The sequence below is a fragment of the Sphingomonas sp. P3_C6 genome, assembly GCF_056402595.1.
Window position 1 is genome coordinate 62,530 of the sequence record NZ_JBFUHB010000006.1, and the last position, 13,546, is coordinate 76,075.

Genomic DNA, 13,546 nt, shown 5'->3' on the forward strand with positions numbered 1-13,546 from the left:
GGGTTGGTGCCGGGTTCGCCTCTCGACGGGCGACGGCGGAGTGTGCGGCATGGTGCGGGCCGGGACAAGTGTGGCGTGCGCGCGGCCAGTCGGATCGGATGGTCCCGATCAACTGCCGATCGAGCGATGATGCGAGTCGATCCTTCGGAGACCTGTCCTTCAGGCGTTTGAGCGCGCTGCGGCGCGCTTGCCTCGTCAGTGAGAGGCCGCGTGGATTTCGGCGATATAACCGCCGGGGAAGCGAACCATTGCGGACACCCGGCCCTGCTCCGCATGTGCCGGCACGAGTGTTTCGGCCCCGGCCGCGGTCGCCTTTGCCAGCGTGGCCGGCAGATCGGCTACCGCATAGCCGGCCAATTCGCGGCCATAGGGCCAAGGCAAGGCGCCATCGCTCACCAGTATCGCCATTTCGCCATAGCCCGAGCTGAGGCGAATGCGGCGATAGGTCTTTCCCGGCTGGCCGATCTCGATCGCCGGAGCGGCCTTGTCATCGGAGATTATTCGACCATGTGAAAAGGCGAGCCAGCTGCCCACGAAAGCGTCGGCTGCGTCGGCGGTCAGATAGATGCGGTTCTCCGGAATCGTGCCGAGCGGCGCATAGCTGGGCTTGGTGGTGTGCCAGTAGAACTGCATGTTCACGCCGCCCGGCCACTGGACCAAAACGTCGCGGCCGATCGGGTCGGGGAACGCCGTGACCAACCGGGTCGCGCCAGCCTTGCGCGCCGCGGCGATGGCCGCATCCAGATCGGTGACGAGATAGCCGGTGCGCTCGACTCCGAAAGGATAGGGGATCGGTGTCTTGAAACCGAATACCGAAATCGTCCCGGCCGGCGTCAACGCGACTTGCGAGATGGTCTGGCTTGGCGTCGGGGTGACCTGAAATACGCCCTGTTTGCTGGTGGTGCCGCCGAACGTCGCGACAAAGCTTGTCATGAACCTGTCGAAATCCTCCGCTGCGACATAGACATGGGTCGAATCATATTGCGGCCCGACAGCGAAATCGAGGGCGGACGCGTGCTGCCCTGGTTCGGCGACTGCGATGGAAGCGATGCCGAGCATGGCGGTAGCGATCAGCAGGGGCAGGCATTTCATCGTCATTCTCCATCAAGCCCGTTGTCGCCCAGCCGGCCTATCGGAACCGACCCGGAAACCTGTTCGATTGGCGCATTCCCGCGGTTGACCCTCGACACCTAGATACCCGCCCCAAGGTCGAGGAAGTCGCCTGCGCTGAGATGCGCAGCTTCCGGATTGGCCAGTTGTCCGACCAGCCGGTCGATCTGCACCGCGATCTCCGGCACGGCGGTGATCTCCCACCATTGCGGGCAGGTCAGAGCACCGAGCGCGTACAGCCAGGTCGAGGTGCGACGATCCACGTCGAGCAGCGCGCAATTTTCGGTTTCTAAACCGAGGCCGAGCGCATCGGGCAAGGCGAGGCCCTGATCGCGCAGGTCGGCGATCAGGGGGATGGCGATCGCGCCCGCGTCGCGGCGCGGGCCGGTGCAGTTGGCCACGCGGGCAGCGGTGAAGCGGCGTTCCCCGCCGCTGCGGGGGACGAGCGTGACCTCGACGCCGCTGTCGGTCAGGCGATAGCTGCGCAGGCGCGCGGGCAGGATCTCGAGCCGGCCGGCGGCTTTCTCGGCATCGAGTGCGTCATGAATGCGCTGCGCCATGCGATGGCGGTGAACGTCCCAGCGGGTGCGGAGGTGGCGAAGGAACTGGCGTTTCTCGCGTGTCGACCAGCTGCTCCACACGGCGGGAATGGCGGGGCGGGCGGCGTCGAACACGCGTTGCCACGGAATGCCGTCCGCCTCGGCGGTCGCGACCTGTTCGCGGATCAGCCGCATCAGCCGGCGGGGCGACGCGGGCAGGGCAGCTTCTAGAAAGGCCGGCCAGGTGCCGCCGGCGGCATGGACCTGCGGCAACAGCCCGCGACGCGACGTGGCGAGGATCGGGCCGCGATGACCGGCCCTGCTCAGCTTCAGCACGATATCGACCGTGGTGAGGCCGGTGCCGAGCAGCAACAGCGGATCGTCGGGCGAAAGCCCGTCGAACGCGTCGGGCGCCCAGGGGTCCGGTACGAATCCGGGCGTGTCGTAGAACCATTGGTCGGGCCCGCCCGGTGCGCGCGGGGCGAGGTTTCCGGTCGCCAGCACCACGGCATCCGTCGGAATCTCGCGTCCGTCGCTCAGGCGGACGGCTCGGTCGGGGCGGGCGAGCACGCGTACCGCCTCGCCGCGGATCAGCGAGAGGCCGGGGCCGTCGCCGGAGATACTGCCACCCGAGAGAAGGGCCTCTTCGAGCCGCTCCTCGAGATAGGCGCCGAACAGCGCGCGGGGCACGAACACGCCGGGCAGGTCGCCGCCGCTTTCCTCGAGTCCGGTCGCCAGCGCTTCCTGTGCGTCCGGGTTAGCCTTGAGCCAGTCGGCGAAACCGGGGGAAAGTCCGATCTCCATACGGCTGATCGGCACGTTCAGCAGATGTTGGGGCGAGCAGGCGCCATAGGCCAGACCGCGCCCGATACGCCGGGTTGCCTCGATCACGATGACGCGGAAATCGGGGCGCGCGGCGGACAGCTTCAGCCCGAACAGCGCACCGGCCATGCCGCCGCCGATGATCGCGACGGTGTGGACACCGGCTCCAGTCACGTTACGCCGCCTCGCTGAACTGCAGGCTGGCGAGCCGTGCGTAGAGGCCGTTCTGGCCGATCAGCGAGCCGTGCGTGCCGCTTTCGACGATGCGCCCGTCGCTCATCACGATGATCCGCTCGGCGGCGCGGACGGTGGCGAGGCGGTGGGCGATGACGAGGGTGGTGCGATCCTCCATCAGTCGTTCGAGCGCCTCCTGCACCAACCTTTCGCTTTCGGCGTCGAGCGCGCTGGTCGCCTCGTCGAGCAGCAGGATCGGTGCGTCGCGCAGCACGGCGCGGGCGATCGCCACGCGCTGGCGCTGGCCACCCGACAGGCGCGCGCCGCCTTCGCCCATGAAGGTGTCGAGTCCCTGGGGCAGCTTGCGCAGGAATTCGGCGGCATTGGCGATCTCGGCAGCGGCCCAGAGCTCGTCGTCGCTTGCCGTCCACCTGCCGTAGCGAAGATTGTCGCGGGCAGAGGCGCCGAAGATCACCGTCTCCTGCGGGACCATCGCGATATGGCGGCGAATATCGGCCGGGTCGGCATCGGGCAGCGCCACGCCGTCGAGCAGCACGCGGCCGGCATCGGGATCGTAGAAGCGCTGGATCAGCTGAAACAGGGTCGTCTTGCCGGCGCCCGAGGGGCCGACCACCGCGACCGTCTCGCCGGGTGCGATCGACAGGGAGAAATCGTCCAGCGCGGAAACCTCGGGCCGGGTCGGATAGCGGAAGGTGACATGGTCGAAGTCGATCGCGCCGCGCGCCACGGCGGGCAGCGGCACCGGGTTGGCAGGGGCGCGGATCTCGGGCACTTCGTCGAGCAGTTCGGCAAGTCGGCCGGCGGCACCGGCCCCGCGCAGGAGATCGCCATAGACCTCGGTCAGCGCACCGAACGCACCGGCAACCAGCCCGCCAGTCAGCACGAACGCTGCGATCGAGCCGCCGCTGATCCGACCCGCGGCGACATCGACCGCGCCTTCCCACAGCACCAGGGTGATCGACCCGAAGATCAGGCCGATGACGATCGCCGTCATCACCGCGCGCAGTGCGATGCGGCGCTTGGCGGCGGCGAAGGTCGCGTCGACCGCGGCACCGAACCGGGCGGCCTCGCGCTCTTCCTGGCCGAATGCCTGGACGATCTTCATCGCGCCGAGCGTTTCCGACGCGATCGATCCGACATCGGCGACCCGGTCCTGCGAGGTGCGCGAGAAGTTGCGCACGCGGCGGCCGAGCAGCATGATCGGCAGGATGATGACGGGGATGCCGAGCATCAGCATGCCGGCCAGCTTGGGCGACAGGGCGAACAGGTAGATCATCCCGCCGACGCCGGTGAAGCTGTTGCGGAGCGCGACCGATACGGTGGTGCCGACGACCTGCTCGATCAGCGACGTGTCCGACGTCAGGCGCGACGAGATTTCCGACGGGCGGTTCTCCTCGAAGAAGCGCGGGGCGAGGGTGAGCAGATGGCGCTGCACCGCGGCGCGGATATCGGCGACGACCCGCTCGCCGAGCCAGGAAACATAATAGAATCGCACGGCGGTCGCGAAGGCGAGCACGACCACGATCATCAGCAGATAGTGGAAGGAGTTGGTGACCGACCCGTCCGCGCCGGGGCCGAACCCGCGATCGATGACCTTCTTGAAGCCGTACGGAATCGCGATGGTTGCCGCGGAGGTGACGAGCAGCGCGATCAGTGCGGTTGCGATCTGGCGCGGATACTGTGAGGCGTGCTGCCACACCATACGGAGATTGCCGAGCTGACGCCGCGATTCGGCGGGTTTCGCTTCGGAAAGGGCGGGCGACGCAGGGGAGGGCTCAGCCATGACGGCGGACTAGGGCTTGTCCTGAGTTCCCGCAATGGCGGAGAGAGGAGAGCGTGCAGCCCGGTCTGGGGCATGTCCCTGCATAGAACGTCCGTTTCGATTGCTTATGCTGCGCTGCACACCTATGTCCTCCAATAAGGTAACCGTTTTCCGATATTGGGTATGCGATGCTCTATAACGCCTATGAAATGCAGAAATCGATGCTGGCGGGTGCCAGTGCGATGGCCAATTTCGGTGCAGGAATGCTCTCGAATCCGGCCAATCCCTTTGCCTATTTCGGCGGCGGATCGATCATCAGCTCTGCACTCGAGGTGTTCGCCCATGCCGCGGCGCCGCGCGGCAAGCCGGCCTTCGGGCTGGATCATACCGTTATCGACGGCAAGCAGGTCAGCGTGGTCGAGGAAGTCGTTCTGCGTAAGCCGTTCGGCCAGCTCAAGCGCTTCAAGCGCGACGGTGTCGAGGGTGGCCCCAAGCTGCTGATCGTCGCGCCCATGTCGGGCCATTACGCGACGCTGCTGCGCGGCACGGTGGAGCGGATGCTGCCGGTCGCCGACGTCTACATCACCGACTGGCGCGACGCGAAGCTGGTGCCGCTGAGCGATGGCAGCTTCGATCTCGACGATTATATCGATTATATCATCGAGTTCATGGAGCATGTGGGCCCGGGATCTCACATGCTGGCGGTCTGTCAGCCGTCCGTGCCGTGCTATGCCGCCGCCTGCCTGATGAGCGCGGACAAGAACCCGTCGCGTCCCAGGACCCTGACCATGATGGGTGGCCCGATCGACACGCGCGAGGCGCCGACCGCGGTCAACACGCTGGCGACCGAGCGGCCCCACAGCTGGTTCGAGAACAATGTCATCGCGACTATCCCGGCGACCTATCCGGGCGCCGGGCGCAGGGTCTATCCTGGCTTCCTGCAGCTCAGCGGGTTCATGACGATGAACCTCGGCAACCACATGATGTCGCATTACGAGATGTTCAAACATCTGGTGCAGGGCGAGGATGAAAGCGCCAATGCGACCAAGGACTTCTACGAGGAATATCGCTCGGTCTGCGACATGACCGCCGAATTCTATCTCCAGACGATCGACGTGGTGTTCCAGGATCATTCGCTGCCCAAGGGTACGATGACCCATCGCGGCCGTCCGGTCGATCCGGCGGTGATCACCGATATCGGTATCCTGGCGATCGAAGGGAAGCGCGACGACATCTCGGGACTTGGTCAGACCAAGGCGGCGCTGACGCTCGCCACGAAGCTGCCCAAGGACAAGAAGAAGTATCTGGTGGCCGATGCCGGCCATTACGGCATCTTCAACGGCGGCAAATGGCGCAACCAGATCGCGCCGGTGCTTGAAGAGTGGATGAAGACCAACGCCTGATACGTCGCGCCGTCATCTGACTCCGGTTGGATGACGCTTGGGTGAGGCCTGCCCGGTCGGGCTGGGACTGGCATCCCTGCCATTGGTTGGTCATGCTCCTTCTCGGAGAAGATCAATGCGTGGCATCAGGATCGCGCTTGCCGCCGCTCCGGCTCTGGCCGGCTTGACCGTTTCGGGCTGCCGCTGCGGTCATCCGGGCAATACCAGCGACCGGCACCATGGCCATCGCCGCGGCGACCATCATGGCCGCCACCATTGTCGCTGACGAATTTGCGCGTCAGCCGTGATGCAGGGCGGCGGCGGCGCCCATCAGTTCCAGGCCGGACTGGTTGACGATCGCGACCGGCACGTCACCCAACTGGCGGCGAAAGGCGTCTTTCGCTTCGAGCCGAGTGCGGAAACGTGGGTCGTTCAATTGCACGAGCAGCGCGCGCGCGATCGGCCCCGTCAGATAGACCCCCTCCCAAGCGCCGAAGGTGAGCACGAGATTGCCGATGAACGCGCCGAGATAGCCGGCGACCATACGCACGGCCGCGGTCGCCACCGGGTCGCGTCCTGCCGACCGCGTCACTTCCTCGGGACTGCGGACGGTCCTCCCACCCTCGGCCAGGGCCGCATAGGCGGTGACCAGGCCATTGGCGCTGAGCAGCGTCTCGGCGCTAGCGGCGCCGCGCGCCCGGACATGGGCGGCGAACTTCTCCTCTTCCGGGCTGCCCGGTGAGAAGGTCATATGGCCCGCTTCGCTTGCGATGGGCACGAGCTTGCCGTTCGATCCGGTCACGAGCGCCGCGACGCCAAGCCCGGTACCGACGCTGATGACGATATAGTTGCCGCCCGGCTGGACGGTGCGGATGGGCTGGGTACCCACCGGCGTAAACGCGCTCTGGCCGAGCGTGGTGAGGGCGAGCGCGGTGGCCGCGCATTCGTTGAGCGCACGCGGGCGGGAGCGAAGCACCGCCTCGACGCCCGAAAGCGAGATGTACCAGCGGCTGCCAGTGAGATTGATCAGGTCCCCGCGCGCCGCGCCTGCGACGGCGAGGACGCTCGGCAATACCGCGTCGCGCTGGCCGACCTCGGCTAGATACTCGAGCAGGGCGCTGGTGAAGGTGGCGTGATCGGCAGTGTTGTAGCTGCGCGTATCGCGCGGCGCGATGCCGGCGTCCCCGCCGCTCAGCGCAAATCTTACCGACTGGCGGCCGATATCGGCCACCAACCCAATTCCATCACCGGACATGCGCACTCTCCCGACGCCCTCCTATGCGGAGGGTCGATCATGTGAGCGCTACCATAGGGGCAGTCCGTTACCTAGTCGCTAATTTACCACCGAAATCAGTGGTATCGCCGGCTGGTGGAGGATGTCTTCCGACACCCTCCCCGGTCAAGTCAGAGGACCTCGAACAGGCCGGCCGCGCCCATGCCGCCGCCGATGCACATCGTCACGACGACATATTTCGCGCCGCGGCGCTTGCCCTCGATCAGCGCATGGCCGGTCGCACGGGCGCCGGTCATGCCGTACGGATGGCCGATCGAGATCGCGCCGCCCGAGACGTTGAGCAGTTCATTGGGAATGCCGAGCTTGTCGCGGCAATAGAGCACCTGCACCGCGAACGCTTCGTTCAGTTCCCACAGGCCGATATCGTCCATCTTGAGATTGAAGCGCTGGAGCAGCTTCGGGATGGCGACGACTGGGCCGATGCCCATTTCGTCGGGCTCGGTGCCGCCCACCGCGATGCCGACATAACGGCCGAGCGGCTGGAGCCCGCGCTTCTCGGCCAGCTTCTCTTCCATCAATACCGATGATGAGGAGCCGTCGGACAGCTGGCTGGCATTGCCGGCAGTGATCGTCATGCCCGGACCCATCACCGGCTGCAGTGCCTTCAGGCCCTCCAGCGTGGTGTCGGCACGGTTGCCCTCATCCTTGGCGAGGGTCACTTCCTTGTAGGTGACCTCCTTGGTCTCCTTGTTGACCACCGCCATGGTCGCGGTGACCGGCACGATCTCCTTGTCGTAATAGCCGGCGGCCTGGGCTGCGGCGGTGCGCTGCTGCGACTGGAGCGCATATTCGTCCATCACGTCGCGGCTGATGCCGTAGCGCTTGGCCACGACCTCGGCGGTGCCGAGCATCGGCATGTAGATGTCCTTGTGCATCGCGACGAGCTCGGGATCGGGCGCGACGTTCATCTTGGGCGTCTGCACCAGCGAGATGCTTTCGACGCCACCGCCGATGGTGATCTCCATGTTGTCGGTGATGATCTGCTTCGCGGCTGTCGCGATCGCCATCAGGCCCGACGAGCATTGGCGGTCGATCGACTGGCCGGCGACGCTGACCGGCAGGCCGGCGCGCAGCAGCGAGGTGCGCGCGATGTTGCCGGCCTGGTGACCCTGCTGAAGCGCGCAGCCGAACACGACATCGTCGACCTCGGCCGGATCGATCCCGGCGCGCTCGACGGCGGCCTTGATCGAATGGCTGGCGAGCGTGGGCGAGGGCGTGTTGTTGAACGCACCGCGATAGGCGCGGCCGATGGGTGTGCGGGCGGTCGAGACGATAACGGCGGAACGCATGGAGGTCCTTTCTAACTCCCCTCCCGCTTGCAGGAGGGGCTGGGGGTGGGCGCCCGGTCTATGCGGGCGAAACATCGATGGAGAGCGGGTGCCCACCCCCCGGCCCCCTCCCGCAAGCGGGAGGGGGAGAAGCACTCAAACGAAAATCTGGGCGATCCATTCGGCGATCATCGCCGGCTTCTCCTCGCCTTCGATCTCGACGGTGAATTCGTTGGTCTGCTGCCACTGGCCGGGGCGCTTCTCGGCGAATTCGAGCAGCTTGAACCGGCCGCGCACGCGCTTGCCGGAGCGCACCGGCTGGAGGAAACGGACTTTGTTGCCGCCATAATTGATGCCCATCTTCACGCCCTCGATCTGCGGCGCGTCGGGGACCTTGGAGGCGAGCAGCGGCATCAGCGACAAGGTGAGGAACCCGTGTGCGATGGTGCCGCCGAACGGGGTCATCGCCGCCATTTGCGGGTTCACATGGATGAACTGGTGGTCGCCCGTCGCGTCGGCGAACTTGTCGATCATCTCCTGGCTCACCTCGACCCAGTCGGAGACGGTCTCGGTGCCGATGCGGCCCGCCATTTCCTGCGCGGTGATGGTCGGCATGATGTCCTCGGCTGTTGTTGGCTTCGCGATCCTCTAGGCACGCTGGCCCGGCCGGCGCAAGTCTCGGCCGACCGGAAACTTTAACCGGCACGGTGACGTAGCGTCCAATGGACGTAAATTGCCGGCGGCACGGCAGATTCGCGGCGGACCGGATATTCTAAAGCCGTTTTTCGGATGCGATCGGTGCCGGCGAGTCGCGGTCATGCCGGCGGCTGTCCGGCTTGACGGGGTCGGGGATTATGGGCCTGTTCCCATCGCGGCGATTCGCATGCAGAAATCAGGGGGCTGGCAGAATGAAGGCGAGGATTTCGACGAGCGCGCTTGCGCTTGCGATGGCACTGCTACCGGCTTCTCCCGGCAACGCGACCCCGTCGGGGCCGAAAATCCCGCCTGAAATGATCCAGTTCGAAAAGAGCCTCCACAAGCGGACCGGCGATATCGCCATCCCCGAAGCGCATGCGACGTTGCATCTCGGCGACCGTTATTACTTCCTGCCGGCCGATGAGGCGAAGACGGTGCTCACCAAGGTCTGGGGCAATCCGCCGGACTCGGGGAATGGCGTGCTCGGGCTGGTGTTCGAGAAACAGGCCTCGATCTTCGATCAGGTGTGGGGTGCTGTCGTGACCTATGAGGACACCGGCTATGTGCCGGATAAGGATGCCAAGACCGAGGATTATAACAAGGTCGTCGAGCAGATCCGCAGCAGCGAGGCTGAGGTGAATACCGAGCGCCAGAAGGGCGGCTATCCGACGATTCACCTGGTGGGATGGGCGCAGCAGCCATCCTATGACGCCGCTTCCCATTCGCTGATCTGGGCGCGCGACCTGAAATTCTCGGATTCGAAGATCGACACGCTCAACTATGACGTTCGCCTGCTCGGTCGCCATGGCGTGCTGAGCCTCAACATGCTGTCCGACATGGACCATCTGGCCGATGTGCGCAGCGCTGCTTCGGATTTCGGCCGGGCAGCCTCTTTCGACACCGGCGCGCGCTACGCGGATTATGACGCATCGGTGGACAAGACCGCAGAATATGGCCTGGCCGGATTGGTCGCGGCCGGTGCGGGCGTCGTGGTGGCGAAGAAACTCGGGGCACTCGCGATCCTGCTGGGGTTCGGCAAATGGATCCTCGCCGGACTTGCAGTCGTTGGTGCGACGATGCGGCGCTGGATCGGCGGCCTGTTCGGCCGGCGCGAGCGTGATGTGATCGAAGGGGAGGAGTGATCGTCCCTCCCACGCCGGCTCGTCGCAATCTGGTCGATCCGGCGTGGCTCCGTCTCACTTTTGCGGCCGCGCGCAGGGCCGTTCGGTAACACGCTCCCAGAAGCGCCCCGTTTGGCGGCTGTCACTGGAGCTTATAGATGATTTTCCATGTTTCGATCGATGCCGACAATCCGCGCCATGTCGCCGAAGTGATTGCCGAGCTGTGGGACGGACAGGCAACCCCGTTCCCGCCGGTGATCGAGGGAAGCTGGATCGCGATGGCGGGTGACGAGCGTAACACCATCATCGAAGTGTATCCGCGCGGAACCGAGCTGGTCCCGGCCGATGGCGACGCCGATTGCTATGGCGTGATCGGATCGCCCGACCGCCGGTCGGCGACTCATATCGCCATCGCGACCCGCATGGGGGCGACCGAGGTGTTCGCGGTCGCCGAGCGCGAGGGCTGGCCGGCCAAGTACCGCAAGCGCGGCGGCGCCTTTGGCGTGATCGAGTTCTGGGTCGAGGGGACGCGCATGATCGAGGTGATGACCCCGGTGATGCAGGGCGAATATCTCGGCGCGATGACGGTGGGCAAATGGAACGCGATGCTCGCGTCGATCGACATGCAGCGCGTGCCCGAAATGGCGTGACTTTTCCCATGCCTCTTCTCCCCTCCCGCTTGCGGGAGGGCGATTCTTCGGGTCAGTTCCCGGCCTTCTTTGGGACGAAAGCCCCGCCGCGATAGCTGGCGCCGAAATATACGTCGACGCTGTGGATCTGGCCCTCCGATACGGTCAGATATTCGGTATTGCGGAACTCGTCACCGCCATGGGTGGTGGCGAGATAGGTCACGAAGGCGCCGTCGCTGTCCGCGGTGACGCGCTCGATCTGGAAGTCGGCGAACAGATCGCCGTTCGGCCAGCAGCGTTCGAAAAAAGCGTCGCGGGAGATCGCGTCGTCATAGGGGCTGGTGAAGGTGAAGTCGGCGGCGAGCAACGCCTCGCTGTCTTCGCGCCGCCGGTCGCGGAACGCTTCATATTGGGCGCGGACGATGGCTTCGTGATCGCCGATCACGGCGTCGAATCCTGGTCGACGGCAGAGCGATCGGTCGAGGGCTTCAGTTCGGCGCTGGTGCCGGGATCGTCGGCCACGGGCTGCGCATTCTCGCCATAGACCGGCCCATCCGCATAGGGCGTGATCATGCCGCCGCGCGGCGCTGCGGTGAAGGCGGTCTGGGTCGGATAGGCAAGCTCGATGCCCTCGGCATTCAGGCGCTTGATGATGCCAAGGCCGACAGCATGACGGGCGCTGAAGAAATCCTCGAAACTCGATGACGGGGAATCGAACTCGACGTCGAAATCATAACTCGAGTCGCCGAAGCCGATGAAACCCGCGCGGACGAACTTGCGGCCACAGCCATCGATCACCTCTTTCAGGATATCGGGCAGTTTCTCCATCTTCTCGACCGGGGTCCATTGCACCAGACCGAGCTTGAACTGGCCGCGACGATATTCGCGCTGGCTGGTGTTGAGGATTTCCTTGTCGAGCAGGTTGCGGTTGGCGATGATCCGCTCCTCGCCTGTAGCGGCGCGGACGCGGGTCGATTTGAGGCCGATCGCCTCCACCGTGCCCGAGCTGTTGTCGTAGGAGATGGCGTCGCCGCGCCGGAACGGCCGGTCGAAGATGATCGCCAGCGCGGCGAACAGGTCGGCGAAGATGCCCTGCGCGGCAAGGCCGATGGCGATGCCGCCGACGCCGAGGCCGGCGACGAGGCCGGTCACGTTCACCCCGAGATTGTCGAGCACGACGATCAGCGCGATGGCGAACAGGGCGAAGGTGACGAGCAGCCGGATGATGCCCATCGCGCTGCCTATCGCCTCGCCCGAATAGCTTTGCGAGCCGGTGCGGTGCTCGATCGCCCCAAGGATGATCTCGCGCGCCCAGATCGCTGCCTGGAACACTGCGGAGACGGTAAACAGGAAGGAGATGGTGGTTGCCACCTGGGCGGGCGCGTTGGCGTAGCCGGCGACCAGCTTGGCCGCGACCATGATGATGAAGAAATTGCCGGTCTTGACCACGGCGCGGCCGAACACCGTGCCCCAGCCGGCGGCACCAGGCTTCAGGTTGCACAGCTTGTGGCCGAGCCGCCGCAGGAAATGCAGTCCGACGACGATCACGGTCGCGGCGGCGACGGCGATAAGGATCTGGAGCCAATGGGTCTGGAGCCAGGTGGAGGTGGCGCTGAACAGGCTCTCGGCCTGATCCTGCACGTTCGACGCGGAAAGGGCAGGCGCCTTGGCTGCCTGGCTGTTGTTCGTTACGCTCATGAAATCATGCTGCCTTGGCGGGCGCCGCAGCACCAGGGTTTTCAAGGAAATTGATCAGCCCGCGCTCGGCGCGCGACAGATATTGGGTCGAGCGGGGCAGGGGTGTTCCGCGCAACGCCGCCTGTCCGTCCTTCACCGCGGCGATCAGCGCGGGGTGGACATAGGATTTACGTGCGATGGCGGGCGTATTGCCGAGCGCCTCGGTGACAGGTTCGAGCATCGTCTTCAGGCTGATGTCGTGGCCCGCATGCGCAAGCGTCTCGAACGCAAGCACGCTCGCTCCCCAGGTGCGGAAATGCTTGGCCGAATAGTCCTCGCCCATCGCCTCCCGGATATAGGCGTTGACGTCCGACGAGGTGACCGGATGCGCCTCGCCGGCGCGGTCGATCCAGCGGAACAGATGCTGGCCCGGCAGGTCCTGGCATTTCTTGACGAAGCGGCTGAGCGACCCGTCGGTGATGGTCAGGATGCGCAGCTTGCCCGACTTGGCCTTGTATTGCAGCTTCAGCGTCTTGCCGCGCAGCAGGGCGTGGCGCTTGCGCAGGGTCGTCGCGCCGAAACTCTTGTTCGCCTTCACATAGCCTTCGTTGCCGATGCGGACATGGCCTAGATCGAGCAGACGCACGATGGCGGCGACCGCCGTCTCCTTGTCGAGGCCCCGGCGTTTCAGGTCGGCCTCGACCCGGGCGCGCAGCTTCGGCAGCGCGCGGCCGAACGGGGCGCAAAGCTCGTACTTCGCCGATTCCTGCGCCTCGCGGAATTCGGGGTGATAGCGATATTGCTTGCGGCCCTTCTCGTCCCAGCCGACCGCCTGGATGTGGCCATTGGGTTTCGGGCAATACCAGGCATCGCGATAGGCGGGGGGCAGGCCGACCGCGTTCAGCCGGTCGATCTCGTCGCGGTCGGTGATGCGTTTGCCCGCGGCATCCCAGTATCCCCAGCCATGCCGCACCTTCTTCCGGGTGATGCCGGGTTCGCTGTCGTCGCAATAGGTGATCTTCATCGGCATTGGGGCTCCTCGCCAGGCCTT

Annotated in this window: 13 protein-coding genes; 4 read left to right on the top strand and 9 right to left on the bottom strand. The window is 65.6% G+C overall.

What is annotated here, in order from left to right; translation table 11 throughout:
• Positions 1–195 precede the first annotated feature (195 nt).
• The 3 genes from AC1DT7_RS08955 to AC1DT7_RS08965 form a co-directional block, all read right to left on the bottom strand.
• Positions 196–1,092 carry a glyoxalase gene (locus AC1DT7_RS08955; RefSeq protein WP_478035590.1) on the bottom strand — a complete coding sequence of 299 codons (897 nt, stop codon included), beginning with the start codon at positions 1,090–1,092 and terminating at the stop codon, positions 196–198.
• Positions 1,093–1,190: 98 nt separating this feature from the next.
• Positions 1,191–2,645, bottom strand: a complete 1,455-nt coding sequence (locus tag AC1DT7_RS08960; protein ID WP_478035591.1) for an FAD/NAD(P)-binding protein — start codon at positions 2,643–2,645, stop codon at positions 1,191–1,193.
• Between the two features lies 1 nt (position 2,646).
• Positions 2,647–4,449, bottom strand: coding sequence for an ABC transporter transmembrane domain-containing protein (locus AC1DT7_RS08965; protein ID WP_478035592.1), 1,803 nt, complete (start codon positions 4,447–4,449; stop codon positions 2,647–2,649).
• Positions 4,450–4,616: 167 nt separating this feature from the next.
• On the opposite strand from AC1DT7_RS08965, the gene AC1DT7_RS08970 reads away from it, so the two are divergent.
• Both AC1DT7_RS08970 and AC1DT7_RS08975 read left to right on the top strand, forming a co-directional pair.
• A complete protein-coding gene (locus tag AC1DT7_RS08970) occupies positions 4,617–5,831 on the top strand; it encodes a polyhydroxyalkanoate depolymerase (protein ID WP_478035593.1) in 1,215 nt (404 codons plus the stop codon).
• A gap of 115 nt (positions 5,832–5,946) precedes the next feature.
• The gene (locus tag AC1DT7_RS08975) at positions 5,947–6,096 is read left to right on the top strand and encodes a hypothetical protein (RefSeq protein WP_478035594.1); all 150 of its coding nucleotides are present in this window, start codon (positions 5,947–5,949) and stop codon (positions 6,094–6,096) included.
• 12 nt (positions 6,097–6,108) lie between these two features.
• On the opposite strand, the gene AC1DT7_RS08980 is transcribed toward AC1DT7_RS08975, so the two are convergent.
• From AC1DT7_RS08980 to AC1DT7_RS08990, 3 genes are all read right to left on the bottom strand, one after another.
• Positions 6,109–7,065: a glucokinase gene (locus AC1DT7_RS08980; RefSeq protein ID WP_478035595.1), complete on the bottom strand. Its 957-nt coding sequence runs from the start codon at positions 7,063–7,065 to the stop codon at positions 6,109–6,111.
• A 149-nt stretch (positions 7,066–7,214) separates the two neighbouring features.
• Positions 7,215–8,393 (bottom strand): acetyl-CoA C-acyltransferase, encoded by a 1,179-nt coding sequence (locus tag AC1DT7_RS08985; protein WP_478035596.1) that lies wholly within the window; start codon positions 8,391–8,393, stop codon positions 7,215–7,217.
• Between the two features lie 135 nt (positions 8,394–8,528).
• Entirely contained in the window at positions 8,529–8,987 is a 459-nt protein-coding gene (locus tag AC1DT7_RS08990; protein WP_478035597.1) for a MaoC family dehydratase, read from the bottom strand.
• A 293-nt stretch (positions 8,988–9,280) separates the two neighbouring features.
• On the opposite strand from AC1DT7_RS08990, the gene AC1DT7_RS08995 reads away from it, so the two are divergent.
• Complete coding sequence (locus tag AC1DT7_RS08995) at positions 9,281–10,210, top strand: DUF2167 domain-containing protein (RefSeq protein ID WP_478035598.1); 930 nt, start codon at positions 9,281–9,283, stop codon at positions 10,208–10,210.
• Positions 10,211–10,347: 137 nt separating this feature from the next.
• On the top strand, positions 10,348–10,839 hold the full coding sequence (locus tag AC1DT7_RS09000) for a hypothetical protein (RefSeq protein WP_478035599.1): 492 nt from the start codon (positions 10,348–10,350) through the stop codon (positions 10,837–10,839).
• A 52-nt stretch (positions 10,840–10,891) separates the two neighbouring features.
• Here the strand turns inward: AC1DT7_RS09000 and AC1DT7_RS09005 are convergent, their stop codons facing one another.
• From AC1DT7_RS09005 to AC1DT7_RS09015, 3 genes are read right to left on the bottom strand one after another with little or no spacing between them, the layout of a single operon-like run.
• Positions 10,892–11,263, bottom strand: coding sequence for a nuclear transport factor 2 family protein (locus AC1DT7_RS09005; protein ID WP_478035600.1), 372 nt, complete (start codon positions 11,261–11,263; stop codon positions 10,892–10,894).
• Entirely contained in the window at positions 11,260–12,516 is a 1,257-nt protein-coding gene (locus tag AC1DT7_RS09010; RefSeq protein ID WP_478035601.1) for a mechanosensitive ion channel family protein, read from the bottom strand. Before AC1DT7_RS09010 ends, AC1DT7_RS09005 begins: the two co-directional genes overlap by 4 nt.
• Before the next feature lie 4 nt (positions 12,517–12,520).
• Positions 12,521–13,525, bottom strand: a complete 1,005-nt coding sequence (locus AC1DT7_RS09015) for a DNA topoisomerase IB (protein WP_478035602.1) — start codon at positions 13,523–13,525, stop codon at positions 12,521–12,523.
• Positions 13,526–13,546: the final 21 nt, after the last annotated feature.